Annotated in this window: 23 protein-coding genes; 8 read left to right on the forward strand and 15 right to left on the reverse strand. The window is 67.9% G+C overall.

Features of this window, described 5'->3' with window-relative positions; genetic code table 11:
* Positions 1–237 precede the first annotated feature (237 nt).
* From ACVCL3_RS05330 to ACVCL3_RS05340, 3 genes are all read right to left on the reverse strand, one after another.
* Positions 238–1,944 carry a hypothetical protein gene (locus tag ACVCL3_RS05330; protein WP_447100640.1) on the reverse strand — a complete coding sequence of 569 codons (1,707 nt, stop codon included), beginning with the start codon at positions 1,942–1,944 and terminating at the stop codon, positions 238–240.
* 38 nt (positions 1,945–1,982) lie between these two features.
* A complete protein-coding gene (locus ACVCL3_RS05335) occupies positions 1,983–2,534 on the reverse strand; it encodes a LemA family protein (protein ID WP_395117404.1) in 552 nt (183 codons plus the stop codon).
* 129 nt (positions 2,535–2,663) lie between these two features.
* On the reverse strand, positions 2,664–2,867 hold the full coding sequence (locus ACVCL3_RS05340; protein ID WP_447099288.1) for a hypothetical protein: 204 nt from the start codon (positions 2,865–2,867) through the stop codon (positions 2,664–2,666).
* Positions 2,868–2,890: 23 nt separating this feature from the next.
* Between ACVCL3_RS05340 and ACVCL3_RS05345 the strand changes: the two genes are divergently transcribed.
* On the forward strand, positions 2,891–3,322 hold the full coding sequence (locus ACVCL3_RS05345; RefSeq protein ID WP_447100641.1) for a hypothetical protein: 432 nt from the start codon (positions 2,891–2,893) through the stop codon (positions 3,320–3,322).
* A 234-nt stretch (positions 3,323–3,556) separates the two neighbouring features.
* Positions 3,557–4,147 carry a hypothetical protein gene (locus tag ACVCL3_RS05350; protein ID WP_447100642.1) on the forward strand — a complete coding sequence of 197 codons (591 nt, stop codon included), beginning with the start codon at positions 3,557–3,559 and terminating at the stop codon, positions 4,145–4,147.
* Between the two features lie 158 nt (positions 4,148–4,305).
* Here the strand turns inward: ACVCL3_RS05350 and ACVCL3_RS05355 are convergent, their stop codons facing one another.
* Both ACVCL3_RS05355 and ACVCL3_RS05360 read right to left on the reverse strand, forming a co-directional pair.
* Positions 4,306–4,812 carry a methylated-DNA--[protein]-cysteine S-methyltransferase gene (locus ACVCL3_RS05355; protein ID WP_447100643.1) on the reverse strand — a complete coding sequence of 169 codons (507 nt, stop codon included), beginning with the start codon at positions 4,810–4,812 and terminating at the stop codon, positions 4,306–4,308.
* Between the two features lie 227 nt (positions 4,813–5,039).
* Entirely contained in the window at positions 5,040–5,828 is a 789-nt protein-coding gene (locus tag ACVCL3_RS05360; protein ID WP_447100644.1) for a hypothetical protein, read from the reverse strand.
* 135 nt (positions 5,829–5,963) lie between these two features.
* On the opposite strand from ACVCL3_RS05360, the gene ACVCL3_RS05365 reads away from it, so the two are divergent.
* Entirely contained in the window at positions 5,964–6,869 is a 906-nt protein-coding gene (locus tag ACVCL3_RS05365) for an AraC family transcriptional regulator (RefSeq protein WP_447099292.1), read from the forward strand.
* Between the two features lie 474 nt (positions 6,870–7,343).
* On the opposite strand, the gene ACVCL3_RS05370 is transcribed toward ACVCL3_RS05365, so the two are convergent.
* Positions 7,344–8,249 carry a LysR family transcriptional regulator gene (locus tag ACVCL3_RS05370; RefSeq protein WP_447099293.1) on the reverse strand — a complete coding sequence of 302 codons (906 nt, stop codon included), beginning with the start codon at positions 8,247–8,249 and terminating at the stop codon, positions 7,344–7,346.
* Between the two features lie 128 nt (positions 8,250–8,377).
* Between ACVCL3_RS05370 and ACVCL3_RS05375 the strand changes: the two genes are divergently transcribed.
* The 3 genes from ACVCL3_RS05375 to ACVCL3_RS05385 all read left to right on the forward strand — a co-directional run bounded on the left by ACVCL3_RS05375 (position 8,378) and on the right by ACVCL3_RS05385 (position 10,755).
* The gene (locus ACVCL3_RS05375; protein ID WP_447099294.1) at positions 8,378–8,977 is read left to right on the forward strand and encodes an NADPH-dependent F420 reductase; all 600 of its coding nucleotides are present in this window, start codon (positions 8,378–8,380) and stop codon (positions 8,975–8,977) included.
* Positions 8,978–9,066: 89 nt separating this feature from the next.
* Complete coding sequence (locus ACVCL3_RS05380) at positions 9,067–9,801, forward strand: SDR family NAD(P)-dependent oxidoreductase (protein ID WP_447099295.1); 735 nt, start codon at positions 9,067–9,069, stop codon at positions 9,799–9,801.
* Between the two features lie 198 nt (positions 9,802–9,999).
* Positions 10,000–10,755, forward strand: coding sequence for an oxidoreductase (locus tag ACVCL3_RS05385; protein WP_447100645.1), 756 nt, complete (start codon positions 10,000–10,002; stop codon positions 10,753–10,755).
* A 144-nt stretch (positions 10,756–10,899) separates the two neighbouring features.
* Here ACVCL3_RS05385 and ACVCL3_RS05390 read toward each other — a convergent pair whose 3' ends face one another.
* Positions 10,900–11,577, reverse strand: a complete 678-nt coding sequence (locus tag ACVCL3_RS05390) for a class I SAM-dependent methyltransferase (protein ID WP_447100646.1) — start codon at positions 11,575–11,577, stop codon at positions 10,900–10,902.
* A 51-nt stretch (positions 11,578–11,628) separates the two neighbouring features.
* Between ACVCL3_RS05390 and ACVCL3_RS05395 the strand changes: the two genes are divergently transcribed.
* The gene (locus ACVCL3_RS05395; protein ID WP_447100647.1) at positions 11,629–12,081 is read left to right on the forward strand and encodes an Rrf2 family transcriptional regulator; all 453 of its coding nucleotides are present in this window, start codon (positions 11,629–11,631) and stop codon (positions 12,079–12,081) included.
* Positions 12,071–12,958 (forward strand): NAD(P)/FAD-dependent oxidoreductase, encoded by an 888-nt coding sequence (locus tag ACVCL3_RS05400; RefSeq protein WP_447100648.1) that lies wholly within the window; start codon positions 12,071–12,073, stop codon positions 12,956–12,958. Before ACVCL3_RS05395 ends, ACVCL3_RS05400 begins: the two co-directional genes overlap by 11 nt.
* A 25-nt stretch (positions 12,959–12,983) precedes the next feature.
* Here the strand turns inward: ACVCL3_RS05400 and ACVCL3_RS05405 are convergent, their stop codons facing one another.
* The 8 genes from ACVCL3_RS05405 to ACVCL3_RS05440 form a co-directional block, all read right to left on the reverse strand.
* A complete protein-coding gene (locus tag ACVCL3_RS05405) occupies positions 12,984–13,796 on the reverse strand; it encodes an inositol monophosphatase family protein (RefSeq protein ID WP_056716325.1) in 813 nt (270 codons plus the stop codon).
* Positions 13,797–13,800: 4 nt separating this feature from the next.
* Entirely contained in the window at positions 13,801–15,147 is a 1,347-nt protein-coding gene (locus ACVCL3_RS05410) for an MFS transporter (RefSeq protein WP_447100649.1), read from the reverse strand.
* Between the two features lie 182 nt (positions 15,148–15,329).
* Positions 15,330–16,826, reverse strand: a complete 1,497-nt coding sequence (locus tag ACVCL3_RS05415) for a CoA-acylating methylmalonate-semialdehyde dehydrogenase (RefSeq protein ID WP_447100650.1) — start codon at positions 16,824–16,826, stop codon at positions 15,330–15,332.
* A 174-nt stretch (positions 16,827–17,000) separates the two neighbouring features.
* Complete coding sequence (iolB, locus tag ACVCL3_RS05420) at positions 17,001–17,819, reverse strand: 5-deoxy-glucuronate isomerase (protein ID WP_447100651.1); 819 nt, start codon at positions 17,817–17,819, stop codon at positions 17,001–17,003.
* 205 nt (positions 17,820–18,024) lie between these two features.
* Positions 18,025–18,915 carry a myo-inosose-2 dehydratase gene (gene iolE / locus ACVCL3_RS05425; protein WP_447100652.1) on the reverse strand — a complete coding sequence of 297 codons (891 nt, stop codon included), beginning with the start codon at positions 18,913–18,915 and terminating at the stop codon, positions 18,025–18,027.
* The gene (iolD, locus tag ACVCL3_RS05430) at positions 18,912–20,744 is read right to left on the reverse strand and encodes a 3D-(3,5/4)-trihydroxycyclohexane-1,2-dione acylhydrolase (decyclizing) (protein ID WP_447100653.1); all 1,833 of its coding nucleotides are present in this window, start codon (positions 20,742–20,744) and stop codon (positions 18,912–18,914) included. The genes iolE and iolD overlap by 4 nt, the downstream gene beginning before the upstream one ends.
* A gap of 1 nt (position 20,745) precedes the next feature.
* Complete coding sequence (locus tag ACVCL3_RS05435) at positions 20,746–22,695, reverse strand: bifunctional 5-dehydro-2-deoxygluconokinase/5-dehydro-2-deoxyphosphogluconate aldolase (RefSeq protein WP_447107246.1); 1,950 nt, start codon at positions 22,693–22,695, stop codon at positions 20,746–20,748.
* Between the two features lie 72 nt (positions 22,696–22,767).
* Entirely contained in the window at positions 22,768–23,658 is an 891-nt protein-coding gene (locus ACVCL3_RS05440) for a MurR/RpiR family transcriptional regulator (RefSeq protein WP_447100654.1), read from the reverse strand.
* Positions 23,659–23,757: the final 99 nt, after the last annotated feature.

Below are 23,757 nucleotides of genomic sequence, written 5' to 3' on the forward strand. Positions count from 1 at the left end.
GCGCCAGCTGCCGCGGGCATCACTTCAACCACGCAGCGTACATCTTCCCTGCTTCACTGGCGGCGCACCGGACTCGACAGTCGTCCGGGGTACGGCCATCGGCGAATCGGCGCGCTGTCGTGTTTCCGGCGGGATGGCTACGGGACGCAGGCTGGCCCGTGACTTGCCGCAAGCTTTCGCCCTAGCCTCCCGGGCCTGTCCAGCGACCGGCCGCCGCGTTTCCATCGCATGCGCCCTTTATTTCGGGATGCGACGCGCCATCGCCTGTGCAAAAGCCAGCAGTTCCAGCGCGGCGTCGTCATGGTCGGGATTCAGGCTGGCAATGAAATCCTCTTGCCCTCCCGCCTCTTCGAGCGAATGCGCGAAGCGGGCGTTCCACGTCACCGCCACATCCAGCGCCATCGCGTACGGCAGCAGGCTCGCCTGGAGTTCGGGATGGAGCGACGGCTTGTAGCGCGCATCCATGTCCTGCTGTTCGGCGGTGCCGAGGTACCAGCGGAAGCCGTGCAGCTTGCGCCGCAACGGCGTCTCCCGCGGCGGTTGGCGCAGCAACCACCAGCCCGCGGCGACCTGGCCGGCGAGCAGCGCGGCGCCCGCCAGCCAGTCCAGCCGATCGCCGCCGCCCAGCAGGCCGATCGCGGCGATCGCGGCCACGACGTACACCTGCGCGCGAGTGGCGCGCAGGAGCGCAAGCGGGACCACGTCCATCAGCATCGCCACGACGAGCGCACCAACGAGGCTGGGAGCCGCAATCTCGCCCAGGATCACGAAACGACTGTCGATGCCGAAGAACAACAGCGTGGCGCCGGTCAGCGCGGTCAGCCAGCCGGGGATCAACAGCCAGGCGGGATCGCCTGGACGTTCGCCCGCGCAGCGATTCTCCAGCGCACGCCGGAAAGCAAGCTCGGCAAGGCCGGTGCTGTCGGCATGGGCCTCGGAGAACTCCGCCGTGGGGCCAAACGCGAACAACGCCGAACGCAACCGGTGTTCGTCCATCGTCAAGGCCGGGGCAAGGTCACCGCCGGTTCGCGTTGCCACCCATGTGCCATCGTCCTGCCGGGCCAGCGTGAGCCCACCCTTGGCGGCGATGCCGAGCACGCCGGTGGCAAAGCATTTTTCATCCCAGGCACCGTGCCACAGCAACCGCACGGCGCCGGCGGACCAGCCGGTCGGCGGCTCGTACTCCACGATCACGGGTTTGCCGTCGCCGCCGCCGGTGAAGAAAATTTTCGCCAGGAGGTAGTACAACGCCAGCACGGCCAGCCACACGGTGCCGTTGAACATCCAGGCCGGCCCCGCCGACAAAAGGGGGGTCGATGCCTCGGCCACCTCGGGAAACGTGAGCACCGCGCCCAACACCTGCCCCGGCGCGACGGCATCGTGCCAACCCAGGTCGACCTTGGTTCCGGTGACTCGGCGATCCCCTGCCGCGACAGGCGCACCGTCGAGCTGGAACTGCGCATGGATCTGACTGGAAGGCGTTTCCTGCGGCAGCTTCACCACCAATTTCGCACGCTGCAGCGACAGTCGATCGGTGGCCGAGGTGAGCGGCCAAACGAGCTTGCCATCGTCGACCGCCTTGTACAGGACGCGGTAATCGAGTTCGAACAACTGCATCCCCACGCGACGTGTCGGATGCACGGTGATACGCACGCCATCGCCCAGCGGCGCAACCTCGGTCGTCACCCCGTCGCCGTTCTCGGCAGCCCCCATCAGGAACACGTCGCGAAGTGCGAGCTTGCGGCCCGGAAGAACCAGGTCGCGATGGAACTCCCACGGGGTCGCCGCGTTGACCTCCGTAGTCTCGCTGACCTCGATCGAGTAGTCGTGGTTGACCCAGATCGACGTATCGCGCGTCATCGTGGTGGGTTCGACACCGGACTGACCGGCGTCCTGCGCCATCGCACTGCCGGCGGCAAGCGTCACGGCAACGAGGCACAACATGCGCGAGATCCGATGCCGCACGAGACCGCCGGCAAGCCTCATGCAGGCTCCCCGAGCCTGACCTGGACATTGGCCCTGGCATCGGCGTCGGCGGCGAAGAACTCCGCGGGCCTGAAGGCGAGCGGCGCGGCGATCAGCAAGGTGGGAAACGTTTCGCGCGCCGTGTTGTACTCGCGCACCGAGCCGTTGTAGAAGCGCCGGGCGTGCTGCAAGGTGTTCTCCACCTCCACCAGCTCGTCCGAAAGCTGGCTGAAGTTCCCGCTGGCCTTGAGCTCCGGGTAAACCTCGCCCAGCGCGACCAGGCGCACCAGTTGCTGGCCCAACGCAATCTCGGGCGCGATCCGCTGCGCCGGGGTTCCGCCGCGCATCGCCGCGCTGCGCTCGGCGGCGACACGTTCCAGCAACTGCCGCTCATGGCTGGCGTAACCCTTGACCGCTTCGACCAGCATGGGCACCAGATCGTGGCGACGCTGCAACTGCACGTCGACATCGCTCCACGCGTTGCGAACCTGATTGCGCAGCCGCACCAGTCGATTGAACAGCCAGACCGCGCCGACGACGAGCAGCAGGCCCGTTGCGTAGAAAATCAAATGAGCGTCCCCTCGCGCCCGATTCGCGGGCGCTGCAATCCGACGGCACAGCCGACCGGTACATTCCCCATACCCTGTGCGACCGCCACCTGCGCCGCCGGGCCATTCTGGCGACAGCACGCGCCGGGTTCAACTGCCGCCGAAAGCGGAATGAAGGAAGTCAATCGAGGCCATGGAGGAAAAGACCATCGGCCACCTGGTGAGCTTGCGCCGTCCGAGGCCGCCGAAGCACGCGGACATCGAGCAGAGGGCACTGACTTTCTCCGCCCCGGTTTCGCTTGCCTGGTTTGACGCCCCTGAAATGCGGTGCAATTCTGCGTCACGACGATCCATGGAGGATCGAGGGGGAGACAAAGATGTTGAAGCGGGCATTGGTGGGGCTGGTGGTGTTTGGCGGCATTCTTCTCTGGCATTTCGGGAGGAACGGCCTGATGCCGACCCTCGCGCAGGAAGCGCTGCCTGCGCCGCCCGCCCAGGCCACTTCGGTCAGCTTCAAGTCTGGCGCCTGGGCTTGTACCTCCGAAGAATTCAAGCTGCAGGTGCTGGACCACAGATATTATGCAAACCCGGTGGTGATCAAGATCATCGGCGGCGCACCCGAGTTCTGCCGCGAGATCAATGCCAGGCATGACTATGCGCTGCTCGCTCCCGCCCCGGGCAACATGGCGTACGCCAGTCCCTGCCCGGATCACAGCTGCGTCGCGTTCAATGCTCACGTGGCGGTGAACGGCGAGGAAGCCGACTGGGTGCTTTACGCACCCAACAGCTTCATCGCTTCCTCTCGCTGACGCACCAAGCAATAGGCCAGGCGCGGGCCGCCCCCGCAAGCTGGCAGCGGCACGCGGCGCCAGCGAAAGTCCTTCTTCACTGCGGCACCTGCCGGTATCGGCAACCACAGCCACCAGCGCGGAAGACGCGGTTGAACCTGCCGACTACCGTCAGACGTTCGCGCCGACTGTCCACGCGGACGCTGCCGGTTGCCGCCGTCGTACCACGAAATCACGAGCACCCCAGGAACGCCCATGACAACGGAAGCACAGAGCAGGCAGTTCGAGTTCAAGCAGGCGATCATCGAATTGCTGTGGAACGACGACACGCCCCAGGCCGCCGCCGGAGTCGTGGCGCGGTGCACCTCGCACGAGGAGCGCGAGCACGCCCTGTGGATGGCGGTGGCCCTTCAACGAGCCGCCGCGGTTACCGCGCTGCTGCAGGCAGGGATCAGCGCGCAGGCGCGGGAGGCAGCCCTGTCGCTGCTGTGCGGAGGGCTCGCGAGGGCCGGAGCGCCCAAAGCCGACACGCACGTCGCGGAGTGGGGTGCCTGGAGCGTGAATACCATCGACATACCCGTCAAGGTCGGAACATCCCCGTTCTGGTTCGAGGCGGAGAAATTGATGGACATCTACCTGGAGCAGCGGGGCATCAAGGGCGACTGGCTCGTCATGCTGCCTGCGTTGCGTGAAGGTGTCGCACCAGGCAGCCTGGAACGATTCATCCAGACGCTGAACCAGGCCGGCAGCAGGGAGATCCATATCGCGACGGCGTTGCTGCGGGCGGAGATCGATCGACAGGCGCTGCAGGGCGGGATGGGCGAGCCGCAGCCAGTGCAGGGCTAAGGCCCGAGACCGCTCGCGAGCCTCGCGACCCGGCCAATCAACGGCAGCAAAGGGGCGGAGGGCGCCGGGTTCAAGCGGCGGCCGCGCGCCGCCGTGATCTGCACCTGGATGCCAAAGCCGCCCGACAAGGCATCCTGGTCGGGGCCGTCATTCCCGGCTCAATCGAACAAGCGGCGCTCGCGTCCTTCGTGATCGAGCAGCCAGCGCTTGCGGGCCAGCCCGCCCGCGTAGCCGGTCAGCGAGCCGTTGCTGCCCAGCGCGCGGTGGCAAGGCACGAACAGCGAAATCGGGTTGCGCCCCACCGCCGCGCCCACCGGATGGAACGCCTCGGGCCGGCCAATCGCCCGCGCCAACGCCGCGTACGTCGTCGTCTCCCCGTACGGCACCGCGCACAGCGCGCGCCACACCTGCTGCTGGAACGCGGTGCCTTCCGGCGCCAGCGGCATCTCCAGGTGCGTCAGCTCGCCGGCGAAATAGGCGTCCAGCTGCCGCCCGGCCTCGTGCAACAAGGGCGTCGCGGCCTTCCGCCACCCGGCTTCCGGCGAGATGGCCGGAAAGTACTTCTGCCCCTCGAACCAGCCGCCTTTCAGGGCTCCGTCGCGCTCGGCGACGAGGAAAACGCCGAGCGGCGTATCGATGGGAAAGTAGGCCAGATCGTCGGGCATGAAGCAGGGGAAAGCAGATGGCTGGCGACGCAGCCGATGCGATGCACGGTACTCCCCGCGGCCGTCGAGGCGAAGCGCGTCCGTCTCACCCCCTCACCGCCACACCACGCAGTCGCGCGAATCACCTGCTTGGCGGAATACGTCGGCGGAGGGCCAGGGCGGCTGGCCGATGCGCGAGACGAGGCGCACCGCGCACGACAGAACAGCCAGCCGCCGCCCCTCCCCGATCAGCGATTGACCCTGCCCGGTCGTGACAAGTCGCCCGAGGCCACCTTGAACACGTCGACAACGCACAGCAGCGGATCGTGCACGCTGGCGTTGACGCGCAAGGCGGCGGTGACACCGTCGAAACCGGCGGCGTCGACGGCGACGATGTCGTCGAACGGCACCCGCACCTCCAGCGAGTGGTCGTCGAAGACGGGGCTCCAGCCGGGGCTGTCGATCAGGATCGGCAGGCCTGGCCAGGTCCTGGGCAGTCGCGGCTTGCTGCCCTCGGCGATGTCGACCACCTTCAGCGCGCCCTTGCCGCAGGCGTCGTCGGGCTGCAGCACCACCCAGTGCGAGTGCCACAGGTTGCCATCATTGCCGGGGTCGCCATCGCCGTTCTCGTCGAACAGCGGGGTGTCGTCGAAGTCGGGATGCGCAGTGACCGCGAACGCGAGAATGCCGCTGCCATGCTCGAAGCCGACCAGGTAGGGATCGAGCGTGGTCGGCCACACGTAGGAGAACACGCTGCTGCCGGCGAGCTTGCCGGTCTTCACCGGCTTGCTGTCGCCGGCCTTGCCGGATACGGCGATGTGAAACGTGGCGATGTTTCCCTCGGTGCTGACCCTGGTATGCACGATGTCGAACGGTGCCTGCACGGCTTTGGCCGGTGCGCTGGCGATGCCACCAGCGTGCGTGGTGCCGTCATGGGCGAAGCTGGCCGAACCGCCCAGCAGCAGTGCCACGGCGATGGCAAGACGCGCGCGGGTGCCGAGCGGCTGACGTGGATGCAACGGCGAGTGTGTGGACATGGCGACTCCTCATCGGGGATGTGCCGCCTTGGCGGATGCTTGGCGACGTGGGGCCAGCGTCGCCCCGGAGCGCTCTCCACAGGTGTTATTTTGTCCATGAAATACCACTGATCGTCCAGGATGCGGAAGCAAACCATGGCTACCCTCGACCGCTTGTCGTCACTGATGGAGCGCTTCCACGTGCGGGCGCACCTGTTTCATGCCGGGGCGCTGTGCGGGTTGGCACAATTCGACGCCCGGCCGGGACGGGGTTTCCTGCACGTGTTGCGACGGGGCGAACTGGTGGTGACGCATCGCCCGCGCAGCGGTGTGCCGCGCCGCATCGAGGTGGCCGAACCGAGCCTGTTGTTCTACCCGCGCCCGCTGGCGCACAGCTTCCACAACCCGCCGGCCGAGGGTTCGGATTTCGTCTGCGCCACGCTTGATTTCGATGGCGGCGCGCGGCATCCGCTGGCGCGCGCCCTGCCGCCGCTGCTGGTGCTGCCGCTGCGGGCGGTGGACGGCCTGGAGCAGACGCTGGCGCTGCTGTTCGCGGAAGCCGAGCGGGTACGCTGCGGCCAGCGCCTGCTGGCCGACCGCCTGTTCGACGTGTTGGTGCTGCAACTGCTGCGCTGGCTGCTCGACCATCCCGCAGAGGCGAAACTGCCGCCGGGCATGCTGACCGGCCTGTCGGACCCGAAGCTGGCGCGCACACTGACCGCGATCCACGAGCAGCCCGGCGCAGACTGGTCGCTGGCCGCCATGGCCGAGACCGCCGGCATGTCGCGCAGTGCATTTGCCGCCGCCTTCAAGCAGCACGTCGGCCACACGCCGGTCGAGTACCTCACGCAATGGCGCGTTGCCGTCGCGCAGGCCCTGCTTCGCCAAGGCGCTTCGCTGAAAACGGCGAGCCTGCAGCTCGGCTATCGCAACGCGTCGTCACTGTCGCGGGTTTTCACCCAGTCTGTGGGCATGTCGCCGCGCGCGTGGTTGCGGAATGGGGGAGCTGAAAAAGGCAATGAGCCACGTCTCCCTCAACCCGGTGCCGGGGGTGGACGGTGAGGCTTGAACAGCAGGGGCGACTCGTCAAAGGCGACCCAACCGAACTGATCGCACAGCCGCCGTACCAGCGGGGTGCAGTCCGAGCGACGCGAGCAGTGCGGCGCCAGTGACCGGGTCGCATGCTCACCGGGTCGGGAAAATTCCACCCGGCCCTCGCCCACTTCCCCGGATGCATCCGTAGCGGATGACCAGGTCAAGGCAGGCAGTGCCTGTTCCAGGCAGACGGAAACCTCCTCGGCATCAACTGGCAGCACCGACTCGGCACCGGGATCGGCCGCGGAAAGCGGGAGCTCCGCGGGCTTCAGGAAAATGCATGACTTCGACGTGCAATTCTCGCTCGGCACCCTGCGTGCGGTCCGAGAGGGTCAGTCAAACCCGGGCCAGCTCACCAGGTCTCCTTTGATTGGCCTCAACCTGCCATTCCGCCCCTCATCATCCGTCGCGCATTGCCCCCGACACTTTTCTCCCACTTCTTCAAACGAGCGAACGCCGAGGTTTCCCGAGCAACTCGATCAGCCGCAACTCGCACGGCGAGAAATCGTGCCCCCGGCGCTGCGAGATCACGAACGTCAGCGGGCCCATGTGCCAGGCGCGACGCTCAAGCTCGACGAGCGCTCCGCTTGCCAGATCCTCGCTGACCAGGTGCCGTGGCAAGTGTCCCCAGCCGAGGCCGGCCTTGAGCAGGTCGCGTTTGGCGCCCAGGTCGTTGACCAGCCACTGGCGCTTGCCGGCTACACCCTGCTGGCTCTCTTCGGCGCCGGGCTGGTTGTCCGTGACGATGACCTGTATGTATCGGCCAAACTCGTCCACCGGGATGGGTTTGGGTGTCGAAGCGAGCGGATAGGACGGCGCGCATACCGTCACCATCTCCTCCTCGCGCAGCCAGTGGCGTTCGATGGCTTGCGGGTTCACTTCCGGCACGTCGTTGATGGTGACGGCCAGCGCGCACACTTTTTCGAGCACCAGCTTTTCGCCGCCCTGCATGGTGGTGATGCGCAGGTTGATCGCGGCGGTCGGAAACTCTTCCTGCAGCGTGCGCAAGCCGTCGACCAGGTGGGCGCGCGGGAAGTAGGCGTCGACCGCCACCGATACCTGCGGCACGCCGGCCTTGGCGATCGCGCCGGCGCGGTTCTTCATTTCCTCCGTACGCGAGATCACCGCCCGGGCGTCCGGCAGAAGGCTGCGCCCCGCCGCGGTGAGCTGGGCCTTGCGCGTGTTGCGCTCGAACAGCTCGACGTCGAACGCACTCTCCAGCGCCTTGATCGCGTGGCTGATGGCCGACTGCGCCCGCGCGAGCTTGCGCGCGGCACCCGAGAAGCTGCCCTGGTCGCACACCGCAACGAACGCACGCAGCTGGTTGATGGTGACGTTGTCGAGCATCGGTTATCCAGAAAATAGATCGTATCAAGCGATATTTCGTCAATTGGATTGATGCGTCAAGCGACCCAGATAGGTGGGGCAACCGGCTCGAACAGGCCGGATCACTCCACTCAAGAAGGATCATCCCCATGAGCTACGCCATCATCGGTTTCGGTTCCATAGGCCAGGCCCTAGCCCGCGCGTTCGCTCGCAACGACATCGAGGTCACGGTCGCCAGTCGGCGGCCGCCCGAAGCCCTGTTGCCCCAAGCGCAGGCGATCGGCCCCAAGGTCATCCCCCGGACATTGCAGGAAGCGGTCAAGGCGGACGTGATCATCCTGGCGGTGCTGTTCGAGGCGCACCAGGACGTCGGCAAGGCGCTTCCGGACTGGAAGGGCAAGACGATCATCGACGCGATGAACACGAATGCCCCCGTCGAAACGCTCGACGGCCTCCCCTCCTCTGCCTTCGCCGCCAGGTCGTTCCCCGGCGCCAGGTTCGTCAAGGGCTTCAATCACCTGCTGGCGCGCACGCTGACCACCGACCCGAACGTCCAGGGCGGCCACCGGGTGGTGTTCCTGTCGGGCGACGACGAAGCGGCCACCGCGCAAGTGGCGGACCTTGCCAAGCGACTCGGCTTCGCCCCCGTCAACCTCGGCAGGTTCGACGAAGGCGGCACCCTGGTGCAGGCACGCGGCCGCGTCTGGGGCCCGCTGATTTTCCAGGACCTGTTCAAGCAGCAGCCCTGAGCGCGTACGGCCATCGCGACAAGGATCGCGATCGGCGCGCCATCCCCATCACTGCTTCGGCAGTTGCAACCCCATCCAGGATTCATGACATGAGCAAGTTGCATGGAAAGACCGCGGTGATCACCGGCGGCGCCACCGGCATCGGCCGCGCGGCGGCAAAGCGCTTCATCGAGGACGGCGCCTTCGTCTTCATCTACGGCCGTCGGCAGGAAGCGCTCGACGCCGCGGTGGCCGAACTCGGCCCCAACGCCCGCGCAGTGCAGGGTTCGGTCTCGGACCCGACCGATCTCGACCGGCTTTACGCAACGGTGAAGGCCGAGCGCGGAACGCTCGACATCGTGTTCGCCAACGCCGGGACGGGCAGCCTGCTTCCGCTGGGCGAGATCACCGCCGAACACATCGACGAAACCTTCGACACCAATGTGAAGGGCACGATTTTCACGGTGCAGAAGGCACTGCCGCTGATGGGCCCGGGCGGCTCGATCATCCTGACCGGATCGAGCGCCGGCACCACCGGCGCCCCGGCGTTCGGCGTCTACAGCGCGAGCAAGGCCGCCGTGCGCAACCTCGCCAAGACCTTCGCGCAGGACCTGAAGGGCACCGGCATCCGGGTCAACGTGCTGTCGCCCGGGCCGACGGCGACCGAACTGGCCAAGGCCGCGGTGGGCGAGGAAGGCATGAAGGTGTTCGCCTCGATGAACCCGCTGCAGCGCATGGCCGAACCGGCGGAGATCGGGGCAGCGGCGGCCTTTCTCGCGTCGTCGGACAGCGGCTTCATGACCGCCAGCGAGCTCGCCGTCGATGGCGGGCTGGCGCAGATCTGACGCGCCAGGCCCGGCCGGCATTCACCACGAGCTTTTCAGAAGCGCTGACGCGAGTCATCCGCCCCACTGATTTTCCACGACCTATTCGAAATTCAAGAAGGAGCCGTGAGCGATGCCGGGTGATCACGACACGATCGTGACCACCCCGCGGGCCGGATCACGGCGCGATGAACATCGACCTCTACCAAGGAACATCCCATGTCCAACCCATCCGATTTCCCGAAAGAACTTGCCGGCCGCCGTGCCCTGGTCACCGGAGGCACACGCGGCATCGGCGCGGCGATCGCGCAGCGCCTTCTCGATGCCGGCGCCAAGGTCGTTGTCGTCGCACGTAAAGCCGACAAGGACATGCCCGCGGGCGCCACGTTCGTGTCCGGCGACGTCGCCACGAGCGAAGGCGTGGCGGCCGTCGCGACGCAGGCCCTCGCAGCACTCGGCGGCCTCGACATCCTGGTGAACAACGCGGGCGGCGCGCACGCCTTCCTGGAAGGCTCATGGACAATCCCCGACGAGGCATGGGCCGACAGCTTCGCGCTCAACCTCCAGGCGGCGATCCGCCTTGCCAACGCCCTGCTCCCGGCGCTGCGGGAGTCGAAAGCTGCAGCGGTCGTGAACATTTCCTCCGCGGCGGCAGCGATGCCGTTCGCCCCCTTCGTGCATTACGGCGCCGCCAAGGCCGCGCTCGAGTACTACTCGCGCACGCTCGCACTGGAGCTCGCGCCGGCAATCCGCGTGAACGTCGTGTCCCCCGGCGTCATCGCGACACCGGGTTCCGATGAATTCGCCAGGACGACGCCGGGATTTTCCACGGACGCGTGGCTGCAGCTTCTGCCGCTTGGCCGCATCGGCGCCACCGAGGACATCGCCGAAGTCGTTGCGCTGCTCGTGTCGGATCGCGGCAAGTTCCTGACCGGCGCGAATTACCGCGTGGATGGCGGAATGACCGCGCGCTGAAGCATGTGGCTTCCCGCCGGATTCGGTGCGCCCGCGGCGACCCGATCGAATGGCTGCCGGCCGGCAAGACGATGACGCCCGGCATCCACGCGGTCTGTCTGTCGCACAAGCCTTTGCCGATCGAGGCGTGAGGTTGGAGGATTTTCACGAAGCCGCATACGCCACCCATCCCTTGAACGTGAAAGCCGCATAGAACAGCTCATGCCGCTCGAAGCCGGCCTGCTCCAGCAAGCCGACCTCGGCTTCGGGGGGAAGCAGCGGGAGGCGGCGGGCCATCGCTTCGATCGTGGCGGCCGGGTTTGCCACCGGCATGCCGTTTGAAGTCATGAAAGCCACGTGCCTGCCCAGCCAGCGCAGCTTTTCGTCCGGTGCCTCGGGAACGCTGTGATGGGCCATCACCAGCGGGGCGCCGGGCTTCAATCGGCGCCTCAGCTCACGCAGCGTGTGCAGGCGTTCCTCGATGGACAGGAAGTGCATGGTCAGCAGGCAAACCGCGCCGTCGAATTCGATGGCCGGAGCCGCATCGATGGTGCCCTCCAGCAACTCCACCCGCGGCGCCAGCGACCCCAGCGTCTGGACGGCCAATTCCAGCATCGGCGCCGACGGGTCGACGCCGAGCAGACGCCAGTGCGGGTAGGTCTCGGCGAAGGCCTTGAGCTCAAGACCTCCACCGGCGCCGAGCACCAGCACGCGCCCATCGGAGGGCACGTGCTCGTGCAGGAGCAGGCCGGTCATCTGGTGGAGCGCATGCAATCCCGGCACCTGCCGCAGCGGCCCGTCCGTGTATCGCGCCACCGCCTGGGGATCGTTGAAAGAAGACATGCTGCCCTCGCCCGCTTGACATGGAGGCACTAACGTAACATCGTTTGTTACATGAGACGAGACAGCCGACTTTCCGCCGTACTCCATGCCTTGCTGCACATGGCCGAGTGCGATGCGCCGATGACGTCCGATGCGCTGGCGCAGTGCCTTGGCACGCATCCGGTGGTGGTCCGCCGCACCATGGGCCTGCTGCGCGAGGCCGGCCTGGTCACGGCGGATCGCGGACACGCCGGCGGCTGGCGCATTTCGGCGGATCTCTCCAAGGTCACGCTGCGCCAGTTGCACGAAGCGCTGGGCGAGCCTGCACTGTTCGCCGTGGGCAACCGGAATGAACATCCCGAATGCCTCGTCGAGCAGGCGATCAATGCGGCGCTGGATACCGCCTTCGCCGACGCCGAGGCACTGCTGCTGCAGCGGTTCGAGTCGGTCACCCTGGCCGCGCTGGCCGCGGATTTCGCGCGCCGCCATGGCGCCCGTCGGTCGAGGCACCGGCATGAAGCATGACGTGATCATCATCGGCGGCAGCTACTCGGGCATGGCCGCGGCCCTGCAGCTGCTGCGGGCGCGCCGCAGCGTGCTCATCATCGACGGCGGCAAGCGACGCAATCGCACTGCCAGCCATTCCCACGGATTCCTGGGCCAGGACGGCGTCGATCCCGCCGCACTGGCCCGCGTTGCCCGCGAGCAACTGCACGCGTATCCCACGCTGACCTGGCTGGATGGCGAGGTCGAGCAAGCAACCGGCACGAGGGACGACTTCCAGGTGGCCTGTGGCGGCACCCCGCATTCAGCCCGGCGTTTGCTGCTGGCGATCGGCGTGTCGGATCGGCTGCCCGAAATCCCCGGCCTGGCCGAGCGCTGGGGCAGGAGCATCTTCCACTGCCCGTATTGCCACGGCTATGAACTGGATCAGGGCCGCATCGGCGTCATCGCGACAGGGCCGATGTCGATCCATCAGGCGCAACTGCTGCCGGAGTGGGGAAACACCACGTTCTTCCCCAACGGTACGTTCGAACTCGACGAGGCTGCCGCGCGGGAACTGGCGCGCCGCGGCGTGACGGTCGAAGCGACGCGAATCGTGCGGATCGACGCAGACGCCGACGTCGTGCTCACCGACGGACGACGCATGAGCTTCGCCGGCCTGTTCACCGCGCCGCGGAACGAACCCTCGACGCCGATCGCGGCACAGCTCGGTTGCGAACTGGTCGAGACGCCGATGGGCCTGCAGATATCGACCGGAGAAACCAAGGAGACCACCGTGCCGGGCGTGTTCGCCTGCGGTGACGCCGCGAAGATGCCGCACTCGGTTTCGCTTGCAGTGGGCGACGGCGCCTGGGCAGGTGCGCAGATTCACCGCTCGCTGGTGTGGCCGGCGTCGTAACCAACTTCCGAACCTGGCCCGCGATTCACGAAGCCGATGTCTCCAGCGCCCGGTTGAGCCGTTCCACCAGCGCGGCCTGGATGTGCCCGTTGGACACGCAGACATTGCCGCCATGCACGTCCACCGGGCCACCGGTGACCGAGCTGGCCACGCCGCCGGCTTCGCGCACCAGGATGATGCCCGGCGCCATGTCCCAGGCGCACAGCGAGCGTTCCCAGTACGCGTCCCAGCGTCCGGCCGCGACGTAGGCCATGTCGACCGAGCACGCGCCGGTGCGACGGATGCCGGCGACTTCGCCGGACAGCAGGGCCATCTCGCGGGCGAACACCGGGTGATCGGGCTTGCCGGCGAACGGGATGCCGCAGCCGAGCACGCTGTCGACCAGGCGGTTGCGGGTGGAGACGCGGATCGGTTCGCTGTTGAGCCAGGCGCCCTCGCCTTTCGCCGCCACGAACATTTCCCGCAACACCGGCAACCAGGTCACGCCGGCCACCACCTCGCCCTCGCGCGCGAGCGCGATGTTGACGCCCCACAGCGGCGTGCCGAACAGGAAGTTGGTGGTGCCATCCAGCGGGTCGACGATCCAGCTCTGCGCATCGTCGCTGCCACCGGTGGTGCCGCCCTCTTCGCCGATGAAGCCGAACGATGGCTGCGCCTTGCCGAGGATTTCGCGGGTGCTGCGCTCGGCTTCCTCGTCGGCGATCGAGACCAGGTCGGCCGGGCCGGACTTGGTGCGCGCCACCAGTTCACCGAGCTGGCCGAAGCGCTGCAGCAGGCCGTCACCGGCTACCTGGGCGGCCTTGATCATCGCCTTGAGTTCGGGGGAAGCGCGCAACATGGTTTCAGTCCCTGCGACGTGTGCGCCACAGGCTCAGCGCCAGCAGCATGGAAAGCACGGACGAGCCGATCCAGAAGCTGATCGCCGGGCCGAAGTTGTAGTGGCGCACGCCATCGACCATGGTCATGCCGTGCTGGATCAGCGTGCCGGACACCTGCTCCTGCACGCCGGCGCCGATGTAGCTGCAGATGCCGATGACGCCCATCGCCGCGCCGGCCACGCGCTTGGGCGCGATGTCTACCGCAAACAGCCCGCCCAGCGAGGTGACCAGGCCGGTCAGCCCCATGCCGAACAGCACCATGGCGGTGATCAGCGACCAGAGGTGGTTGGGCCCGTAGAAGAACAGGAACAGCCCGGCCAGTTCCAGCAGCGCGAAGATCAGGTTCACCGGTGGGCGGTGCGCATCGAACAGCTTGTCGGAAATGAAACCGAACGCGACCGCGCCGGCCATGCCGGCCAGGGTGCTGATCATCAGCAGCGTGCCGGCCATGGTCAGCGAGTAGCCGTGCACTTCCTGCAGGTACAGCACGCCCCAGGAATTGATCGCGTAGCGCGTCACGTAGGTGGTCGCCGAGGCCAGGCACAGCACCCAGATCGCGGGCATCTTCAGGATCGACAGCTGCAGTTTCAGCACCGAGGCGATCTTCGGCTTGGCCGTTTCGCCGAAGTTGTCGTTCTTCCAGTCGTTGACCGCCGGCAAGCCCAGCGTGGGCGGGCGGTCCTGCAGCAGCAGGTAGGCGCCGATCGCGGTGGCCACGCCGATCACGCCCGGCCCCCAGAAGCCGAAGCGCCAGCCGAACGCGGCCACGATGGCGCCCACGACGAGAAAGGTCAGGCCCTCGCCGATCGAATGCGCCGTGCTCCAGATGCCGTAGGTGCGCCCGCGTTCGCGGTTGGAGAACCACGCGGTCATCGCCACCACGCCGCCGGGCGCGCCGAAGCTCTGGAACCAGCCGTTGAGACCCCACAGGACCACCGCCAGCCACACCGCGGTGACGAAACCCATCGCCAGGTTGCACAGCGCCGTGGTGAGGAAGGCGAACGCGAGGAAGCGCTTCATGTTCGCGTGGTCGGCGAGGAAACCGTTGGTGAGCTTGCCGATCGCGTAGGTGTAAAAAAGCGCCGAACCGATCAGACCCAGTTCGGCAGGAGTAAAGATGCCGGCGTCGATGATCGGCTTCTTGACCACGCCGAGCGCCAGGCGGCAGGTGTAGATCAGGCCGTAGCCCAGCGTGATCGCAAGCATCACGCGCAGGCGATGCTTGCGATACTGCCGGTCGATGACGTCCTTGTCGGCGAGCTCGGGCTGGTCAGCGCCGGTTGCGAAAAATGCCAGCCATCCACGCGCCATGCGGATCCCCCCTCTCGGTCGGCCGGCGCGGGCAGCGGCGGCCTCGTTGCAGCAAGCTTATTTCATTTCAACATATATTGGAAGAATCATTCCAATTCATGGCAGGCGCCAGTCGTCGGCGCTTTCGACTTAGCCCGCTGCGCGAACTTCGTTCAGCGGGAACGGATTGGAGAAAGTCGCCGTCACAAGGTGGGGATCACGAAGCTCTGCTCCACCGCCTCGCCGCCCTTGGGCCAGCGCTGGGTGACCGTCTTGGTGCGCGTATAGAAGCGCACGCCGTCCATGCCGTACTGGTTGAGGTCGGCGAAGCCCGAGCGCTTCCAGCCGCCGAAGCTGTGGTATGCCACCGGCACCGGGATCGGCACGTTGATGCCGACCATGCCCACCTCGACGCGGTCGGCGAATTCGCGCGCGGCGTCGCCGCTGCGGGTAAAGATGCTCACGCCGTTGCCGTACTGATGCTGCGACGGCAGTTGCAGCGCCTCCTCGAAGCTGTGCGCGCGCACGACCTGCAGCACCGGGCCGAAGATCTCGTCCTGGTAGGTTTTCATCGTCGGCTTCACGTGGTCGAACAGCGTGGGCGCCAGGAAGAAGCCGCCCTCGTGGCCGGGCACCTTCAGGCCGCGGCCATCGACCACCAGCTCCGCGCCTTCGTCCACGCCGAGCTGGATATAGCCCTCGATGCGCGCCTTGTGCGCCGCCGACACCACCGGGCCGTAATGCGCCCTCGGGTCGCTGGACACGCCCACCTGCAACGCGGCGATCGCCGGCAGCAATTTGGCCCGCAGCGCCTCGGCAGTGGCCTCGCCCACCGGCACCACCACCGGCAGCGCCATGCAGCGCTCGCCAGCCGAACCGTAGGCCGCGCCCATCAGGTCGGCGACGACCTGGTCGAGATCGGCGTCCGGCAGCACGATGCCGTGGTTCTTGGCGCCGCCCATGCACTGCACGCGCTTGCCATGCGCCGCGCCGGCGGCGTACACCGACTGCGCCACGTCGGAAGAGCCGACGAAGCTCACCGCCTTGATCGTCGGGTGCGCCACGATCGCGTCGACGATCTCCTTGTCGCCGTGCACCACGTTCAGGATGCCCGGCGGCAGGCCGGCCTCGATCATCAGTTCGGCCAGTCGCACCGGCACCGAGGGATCGCGCTCGGACGGCTTCAGGATGAACGCGTTGCCGGTGGCGATCGCCGGGCCGAACATCCACATCGGGATCATCGCCGGGAAGTTGAACGGGGTGACGCCGGCGACCACGCCCAGCGGCTGGTGGGCCGTATAGACGTCTATCCGCGGACCGGCGCCCTGGGTGTACTCGCCCTTCTGCAGGTGCGGGATGCCGCAGGCGAACTCAATCACCTCCAGCCCGCGCAGCACGTCGCCGTGCGCGTCCGAAACCACCTTGCCGTGCTCGCTGGCGAGCAGCTCGGCCAGTTCCTGCTTGTGCGCGTTGAGCAGGCGCACGAACTCGAACATCACCCGCGCGCGCCGCTGCGGGTTCACCGCGGCCCAGCCCGGCTGCGCCGCGGCGGCACTGCGCACCGCGCGATCCAGCTCGGCCGCGTTGGCCAGCGAGACTTTCGCCTGCACCTTGCCGCTGTTGGGATCGAAGACGTCGCTGTAGCGGCCGGAGGTACCGACCACCGTCTGGCCGTCGATGAAATGTTCGATGGTGCGCATGACTCACTCCTGATGATGTGTTTGTTGCCGAACCCGCACCCATCCGCCCGATCTCCCTGAGCGCAGGCGCGTAGCGCCGAAATCGAAGGGCGCGCCGCCACGCGGCGCTTCGACTCAGCTTGCTCACGCAAGCTACGCTCAGCGTGATCGGATTTCGGGGACTTGAAGTCGACGTCAACCCGACGGGGTCTTGCGCCGCACAATCCAGTCGTGGGCAGGGTCGTTGCGGAAAATCCACTGGCGGTGCGGGCCCGCCATCACGTTGAGGTAGTACAGGTCGTAACCGTGCGGCGTGCCGACCGGGTGGTAGCCGCGCGGCACCATCACCACGTCGCCGTCTTCCACGCAGACGGTTTCGTCGAGCGAGCGGTCGTCGGTGTAGACGCGCTGGAAGGCGAAACCCTGCGGCGGGTCGAGCCGGTGGTAATAGGTTTCCTCCAGCGCGGTTTCCGCACCCGGCGCGGCGGTGTCGTGCTTGTGCGGCGGATAGCTGGACCAGTGCCCGCCCGGCGTGATCACCTCGACCACCAGCAGGCTGTCGGCCGGCTCGGTCTGCGGCAGGATGTTGCGCACGTGGCGGGTGTTGGTGCCTTCGCCGCGCACTTCGCGGCTCATCGACGATTCGGCGATCAGCCGCGGCTCGCCCTGCCCGGTGCCGGGCGCGGTGCACACGGCCAGTTCCACCGGGCCGCTGGCGATCACCTCCCAGGGCATGCCGGCAGGCATGTAGACGGCGCCGGGCGCGCGATCCTCGAACGGATTGCTGCGCCCACCGACGTGCATGAAATGACGACCACCCGCATCGACATCCGCCAGCCCGGCGACGATCACCAGGCAGGCTTCGCGCCCCGCCTCGCCGCCGGCGTGGCGCTGCCCGGCAGCCAGCTTCACCAGCTTGAACCCGACGTGATTCCAGCCGGCGCTGGCGGGGGTCACTTCCAGCACGGTGCCGTCGGCGGCAGCAGAATGCGGGCGAACGCGCAGGCCGGCCATCAGCGGGTACCTCGGGCAACTCGCTCTTTGCTCGTCACCCCAGCGAAAGCTGGGGTCCAGCGACCCCGCGCCCTTGAACAGCCAAGGCACTGGATGACTCGCTGCGCTCGCCCCTTCGGGGCCGCCTCATCGGCGTTCTGCGCGCTTCGCGCTGGTCCAGCTTTCGCTGGGATGACGGGTGCTCGAAAGGTGGTCGAAAACGTCATCATTGCAACCCCGCCGCGGCGGCGCGCTCCCGCAGCGTGCCCAGGCCCAGTTGCGCGTAGGTGCGCGGATCGGCCAGGGCCGGGTCCTGCTCGGCCTCGATCACGATCCAGCCGCTGTAGCGGATCTTCGCCAGCGCGGCCATCAGGGCCGCGTAGTCCAGGCCGCCATCGCCCGGCACGGTGAACATGCCGGCGAGCACGCCGTCGAGGAAGCTCGCGCCGGACGCGCGCAACGTGTCGAACACTTCGCGGCGCACGTCCTTGCAATGCACGTGGGCGATGCGTGCGGGGTGTGCGGCGATCAGCGCCAGCGCGTCGATGCCGCCCAGCGCGGCGTGGCCGGTGTCCAGGGTCAGCCCCACCGACGCGCCGGTGTGGCGCAGGAAGGCCTGCAGGTCTGCCGCGCGTTCCACCACCGTGCCGAGATGATGGTGGTAGGCGAAACGGATGCCCTGCGCCTGGATGTAGTCGGCCACCTCCGTCAGGCGCTGGCCGAACATCGGCCATTCGTCCGGACCCAGCTGCGGCGTGTCGCGCATGGCGGTGCCGCGCTGGCCATGGATCGCGTTGCTGGTTTCGGCGAACACGAACACCGTGCTGCCCATCGCCTTGAGCAGTTGCAGATGCGGCTGCAGCGCGGCGATCTCGTCCTGCGCGGACTGCACCAGCAGCGAACCGCTGTACCAGCCGCCGATCAGGTCGAGCCGGTACTTCGCCAGCAGCGGCTTCAGCGCGTCCGCCTGGCGCGGAAACTTGCCGCCGAGCTCGACGCCTTCGAAGCCCAGCTCCTGGATGTCGTGCAGGATGCTGTCCAGCGGCGTGTCGCCGCCCAGCTCGGGCATGTCGTCGTTGGCCCAGGCGATCGGGCTGACGCCGAAACGGATGCTCATGACAAATCCTTCTTCTGTCGGATGCCCTGCTCGTAGGCGCGGCGCGCGGCCTCGACCTCGGGGCGTTCGGAAACCTCAGGCACCGCCACGTCCCACCACCAGCCGCCGGCTTCGGTGGCCTTGAGCGGATCGGTGTCGATCACCACCACGTAGCTGCGGTCGGCGGCGCGGGCGCGCGCCATCGCGGATTCCAGTTCGGCGATGGTGCCCACGTGCTCGGACAGCGCGCCCAGGCTGGCGGCGTGGGCGGCGAAGTCGATCGGCGGCAGCACCGCGTGCGCGGCATCGGCCAGCAGGTTGTTGAAGCCGGCGCCGCCGGTGGCGTGCTGCAGGCGGTTGATGCAGCCGTAGCCGCGGTTGTCCAGCAGCACCACGATCAACTTGCGGCCCAGCATCACCGAGGTGGCCAGTTCGGAGTTGAGCATCAGGTAGCTGCCGTCGCCGACCATCACCACCACGTCGCGATCAGGCGCGGCCATCTTCACGCCGATCCCGCCGGCGATCTCGTAGCCCATGCACGAGTAGCCGTACTCGACGTGGTAGCCGCCGCTGCGCGATGTACGCCACAGCTTGTGCAGCTCGCCAGGCAGGCCGCCGGCCGCGCACACCACGATCGCGTCATCGTCCACGCTGCGCTGCACCGCGCCGATGACCTGGGCATCGCTGGGCAGATTCGCCGCGGCCGGTGCCGCGGTGACGGCGTCCACCGCCGTGTTCCAGGCCCTTACTTCATCGGCGGCGATCGCCGGCGCGCGCCAGCCGGCCAGGGCGGCGGTCAACGCCTGCAGCACCGTGCGCGCATCGCCGACCACGGCCAGCGCATCGTGCTTGTGTGCATCGAACGGCTGCACGTTGATCTGTGCCTTGCGCGCGTTGGCGAACAGGCTGCGCGAGCCGGTGGTGAAATCCGCCAGCCGCGTGCCGATGCCGACGACGAGATCCGCGCGTGCGGCGGCGGCGTTGGCCGCGCTGGAGCCGGTGACGCCGATCGAACCCAGCGCGTGGGGATGATCCCAGGCCAGCGCGCCCTTGCCGGCCTGGGTCTCGGCCACGGCCAGGCCGGTCTCTTCGATCAGCGCCTTCAGTGCGTCTTCCGCCTCGCTGTAGAGCACGCCGCCGCCGGCGACCAGCAGCGGATGTTTTGCCGCCTTCAGCGCGGCGACCAGCGCATCGAGCTCGCCGGCGTCGGCGTTCTGGCGGCGCTCGCGCCACAACCGGCGCGCGAAGAACGATTCGGGATAATCGAACGCCTCGGCCTGCACGTCCTGGCAGAAGCCGAGCGTGGCCGGGCCGCAGCTGGCCGGGTCGAGCATGGTGGCCAGCGCCTTGGGCAAGGCGTCCATGATCTGTTCGGGTCGCACGATGCGGTCGAAGTAGCGCGACACCGGGCGGAAACAATCGTTGGCCGAGACCGTGCCGTCGGCGAAATCCTCCACCTGCTGCAGCACCGGGTCGGGCTGGCGGCTGGCGAACACGTCGCCGGGCAGCAGCAGCACCGGCAGGCGGTTGACGTGGGCCAGCGCCGCGGCGGTGACCATGTTGGTGGCGCCCGGGCCGATCGAGGTGGTGCACACCATCGCGCGGCGGCGGCGCATCTGTCTGGCGTAGGCGATCGCCGCGTGGGCCATGCCCTGCTCGTTGTGCGCGCGCCAGGTGGGAAAGCGTTCGTGCACGGCCTGCAGCGCCTCGCCCAGGCCGGCCACGTTGCCGTGCCCGAAGATCGCCCAGGCGCCGGCGAAGTACGGCAGCTCCTCGCCGTCGACGCGCACGTATTGCGCCATCAGCCAGCGGACGGTGGCCTGCGCGGCGGTGAGTCGCACGGTCGCCATCTCACACCGCCTCGCGTGGAAATTGCGCCGCCGCGCGTGCCTCGCGCCAGGCGTCGACCAGCACGGCGAAACGCCCGCACAGGTCGGCGATCGCCGTCTCGTCGTCGATGCTGCCGGCCAGCCAGCGCGCCGCGGCGTCGGCGAAGATCGTGCGGCCCACCGCGAAACCCTTGACGATGGGACTGGCCGCGGCGATGCGGAACGAGGCCACCAGCTCGTCGCTGGGCGCCTGCAGGCCCAGCATCAGCACGCCGCGGCAGCGCGGATCGTGGCTGCGGATGGCGCTTTCGATGTTCGCCCAGGTGGCAAGGTCGGCCGCCGGTTCGAGCTTCCACCAATCCGGTTTCATGCCCCGATCATAGAGGCGCCGGATCGCGCGCGCGGTGGTGTGCGCGTCGACCGCGCCGTGGCGGGAGGCGATGATCTCCACCAGCAATTCGTGGCGGGTCTTGCGGCAGGCATCCTGCAGCCGCAGCAGTTGCCGCTCCTGGCGCTCGCGCAGTTCCTGCGGGTCGTCCGGGTGATAGAACGCGAGGCACTTGACCACGTGGTTGCGCGGCCAGGTGGCCAGCTCGGTGGCCACGTCGGCGGAGCTCTCGAACGCCAGCGGGCGCGACCCGGGCCACTCGATCGGGCGGCCGATCCAGTAGGGATGGTCGGCCGCGGCCTCCAGCCCGCGCATGCCGTAGCGGCCGTCCAGCAGCACGCCGAAACGGTCGTCGCCCTGCGCCAGCCGGTCCACCGCCTTGAGCGCCAGCGCCTTGAACGCGGCGATGCGCGAGGGGTCGGCGCCGCTCTCGCGGCACAGGTCCTCGAACTGGCTGCGATGGTCCATCGCCAGCACGGTCAGGTCCTCGTGCACGTGCACGCGGGTGGTCGACCAGTGCAGGTCCTCCAGCACCGTGTCGTCGCGCAGGCGGAACGGGCGCCCGTGGTCGCCGAGGAACCACTGCAGTTCGTCCCAGGTCGGCATCGCCGGGGCGCAGCCGTGGCGCGACACCACGATGGCGCCGCAGGCGTTGCCGTACTCGCAGCAGGTTGCCAGCGGCTCGTCGCGCAGCCAGCCGCGCAGGAAGCCGGCCATGAAGGCATCGCCGGCGCCGAGCACGTTGAACACCTCGACCTTGAAGCCGCGGCCGACCACGCCGCCGTCGAGGCTGTCGGGAATGGCGTCGGGGAAGGCCGAGCAACCGAGCGCGCCGCGCTTGCACACCAGCAGCGCAGCGGTCTTGTCGCGGATCGCGCGCAGGGCTTCGACCGTGTCGGTGCTGCCGCCGAGGATGTGGATCTCCTCCTCGGTGCCCACGATCAGGTCGCACAGCGGCAGCACCTCCTGCAGCCGCGCGGTGACGGCGGCGTCGGCGACGAAGCGGTTCTCGCCCATGTCGCGGCCGGTGAGCCCCCACAGCACCGGGCGGTAGTCGATGTCGAACACCACCCGCGCACCCGCCGCGCGGGCGAGCTCGCAGGCGTGCACCGAGGCCTCGAACACGTTCGGCTGCGACAGGTGCGTGCCGTTGATCAGCACCGCGCCGGCCGACTGCAGCAAGTCGATGTCGATGTCGCCCACCGACAGCGCCATGTCGGCGCAGTTCTCGCGGTAGAAGATCAGCGGAAAGGTGTCCGGGTCGCGGATGCCGAGGAAGACCAGCGCGGTCAGTCGCGCGCGGTCGGTGACCAGGCCGTCGGTGGCGACGCCCTCGCGCACCAGCTGCTCGCGGATGAAACGACCGAAGTGGTCGGCACCCACCCGGCTGACCAGGCCGCTGCGCAGGCCCAGCCGGGCGGCGCCGATGGCGGTGTTGGTGGGGCTGCCGCCCACGTACTTGGCGAACGACATCATGTCCTCGAGCCGCCCCCCGGTCTGTTCGCCATACAGATCGATGCAGGACCGCCCGATGGTGATCAGGTCAAGCTGGCGCCGCGCCCCTTCCATATGCACTTCTCTCACGGGTACCCGGCGCCCACCGCGCCGAGTGCACGTAATATATATTCCATTTTCCAAGAAATAGCAACATACGTTTCATTTTTTGGCCGGCTTGCGCACGGGCAGCTTCGAGCTGTTGCGCTTGGGCGCGTTGCTGGCGAATGCATAGCCGATCACCAGCGCCTGGGCCAGGCACATCGAGGCCGACAGCGAGCGGAACTTGCGGATCTCCGCCTCGCGCACCTGCAGCACCACGGTCGCCGGCTTGGCCACCGGGCTGACCAGGCTGTCGCTGATCGACAGCACCTTGCAGTGCTGCTCGGAGGCCGCCTCGATCAGCTGCACCGCCTCCTCCGCATACGGGTGGTAGCTCACCGCGATCAGCAGGTCGCGGCGGGTGATCGCGTGGATCTGCTGCCGGGTCATGCCGCCGATGCTGTCGATGAACACGGTCTTCTTGTCCACCTGGTGCAGCGAATAGGCCAGGTAGGCCGCCACCGGGAACGAGCGGCGGAAGCCGGCCACGTAGACGGTCTCGGCCTCGCCGATCAGCTTGACCGCGGCGGCCAGGTTGCGGCTGCCGACCGCGTCGGCCAGGTTGTGCAGGGCCAGCACGTTGCCCTCGACGAACTCGGCCAGCACCTGGGCCGGGTCGGCGACCGACTTGCCGTCCACGCTCTGGCTGAACTGGCGCACGCGCTCGCCGTAGCCCAGCGCGGCGTTGCCCGAGAGCAGCCCATCGCGGAACAGCCGCTGCATCTGCGAGGCGCCGTCGAAACCGAACGACTTGGCGAAGCGCACGATCGCCGACGGCTGCACGTTGCAGCGCTCGGCCAGCACGGCCAGCGTTTCCAGCGCCACCGCGTTCGGCTCGTCGAGCACGTAGCGGGCGATCTGCTGCAGGCGTTTGCTGAGGGATTCATAGCGATCGAGGATGGCGGTACGCAATTCGTCCGCGGTGGTGGGCGGCACGTCCATTTCGACCATGGGGGTTCCTTCGTGCTTGCGCCCTGCGGGCGCCGGATGAAATATTGCACAACTTTCTGGAAATTCTATTACACTTTGAAACGGAATATCAGTTCCATT

This window comes from Rhodanobacter sp. UC4437_H4 (assembly GCF_052978425.1).

What these genes read in the sequence shown, in the direction of transcription:
- ACVCL3_RS05330 (WP_447100640.1), bottom strand. Translation starts at nt 1,944, where the DNA reads ATGTTGTGCCTCGTTGCCGTGACGCTTGCCGCCGGCAGTGCGATGGCG.
- ACVCL3_RS05340 (WP_447099288.1), bottom strand. Translation starts at nt 2,867, where the DNA reads ATGGATCGTCGTGACGCAGAATTGCACCGCATTTCAGGGGCGTCAAAC.
- ACVCL3_RS05345 (WP_447100641.1), top strand. Translation starts at nt 2,891, where the DNA reads ATGTTGAAGCGGGCATTGGTGGGGCTGGTGGTGTTTGGCGGCATTCTT.
- ACVCL3_RS05350 (WP_447100642.1), top strand. Translation starts at nt 3,557, where the DNA reads ATGACAACGGAAGCACAGAGCAGGCAGTTCGAGTTCAAGCAGGCGATC.
- ACVCL3_RS05355 (WP_447100643.1), bottom strand. Translation starts at nt 4,812, where the DNA reads ATGCCCGACGATCTGGCCTACTTTCCCATCGATACGCCGCTCGGCGTT.
- ACVCL3_RS05360 (WP_447100644.1), bottom strand. Translation starts at nt 5,828, where the DNA reads ATGTCCACACACTCGCCGTTGCATCCACGTCAGCCGCTCGGCACCCGC.
- ACVCL3_RS05365 (WP_447099292.1), top strand. Translation starts at nt 5,964, where the DNA reads ATGGCTACCCTCGACCGCTTGTCGTCACTGATGGAGCGCTTCCACGTG.
- ACVCL3_RS05370 (WP_447099293.1), bottom strand. Translation starts at nt 8,249, where the DNA reads ATGCTCGACAACGTCACCATCAACCAGCTGCGTGCGTTCGTTGCGGTG.
- ACVCL3_RS05375 (WP_447099294.1), top strand. Translation starts at nt 8,378, where the DNA reads ATGAGCTACGCCATCATCGGTTTCGGTTCCATAGGCCAGGCCCTAGCC.
- ACVCL3_RS05380 (WP_447099295.1), top strand. Translation starts at nt 9,067, where the DNA reads ATGAGCAAGTTGCATGGAAAGACCGCGGTGATCACCGGCGGCGCCACC.
- ACVCL3_RS05385 (WP_447100645.1), top strand. Translation starts at nt 10,000, where the DNA reads ATGTCCAACCCATCCGATTTCCCGAAAGAACTTGCCGGCCGCCGTGCC.
- ACVCL3_RS05390 (WP_447100646.1), bottom strand. Translation starts at nt 11,577, where the DNA reads ATGTCTTCTTTCAACGATCCCCAGGCGGTGGCGCGATACACGGACGGG.
- ACVCL3_RS05395 (WP_447100647.1), top strand. Translation starts at nt 11,629, where the DNA reads ATGAGACGAGACAGCCGACTTTCCGCCGTACTCCATGCCTTGCTGCAC.
- ACVCL3_RS05400 (WP_447100648.1), top strand. Translation starts at nt 12,071, where the DNA reads ATGAAGCATGACGTGATCATCATCGGCGGCAGCTACTCGGGCATGGCC.
- ACVCL3_RS05405 (WP_056716325.1), bottom strand. Translation starts at nt 13,796, where the DNA reads ATGTTGCGCGCTTCCCCCGAACTCAAGGCGATGATCAAGGCCGCCCAG.
- ACVCL3_RS05410 (WP_447100649.1), bottom strand. Translation starts at nt 15,147, where the DNA reads ATGGCGCGTGGATGGCTGGCATTTTTCGCAACCGGCGCTGACCAGCCC.
- ACVCL3_RS05415 (WP_447100650.1), bottom strand. Translation starts at nt 16,826, where the DNA reads ATGCGCACCATCGAACATTTCATCGACGGCCAGACGGTGGTCGGTACC.
- iolB (WP_447100651.1), bottom strand. Translation starts at nt 17,819, where the DNA reads ATGGCCGGCCTGCGCGTTCGCCCGCATTCTGCTGCCGCCGACGGCACC.
- iolE (WP_447100652.1), bottom strand. Translation starts at nt 18,915, where the DNA reads ATGAGCATCCGTTTCGGCGTCAGCCCGATCGCCTGGGCCAACGACGAC.
- iolD (WP_447100653.1), bottom strand. Translation starts at nt 20,744, where the DNA reads ATGGCGACCGTGCGACTCACCGCCGCGCAGGCCACCGTCCGCTGGCTG.
- ACVCL3_RS05440 (WP_447100654.1), bottom strand. Translation starts at nt 23,658, where the DNA reads ATGGTCGAAATGGACGTGCCGCCCACCACCGCGGACGAATTGCGTACC.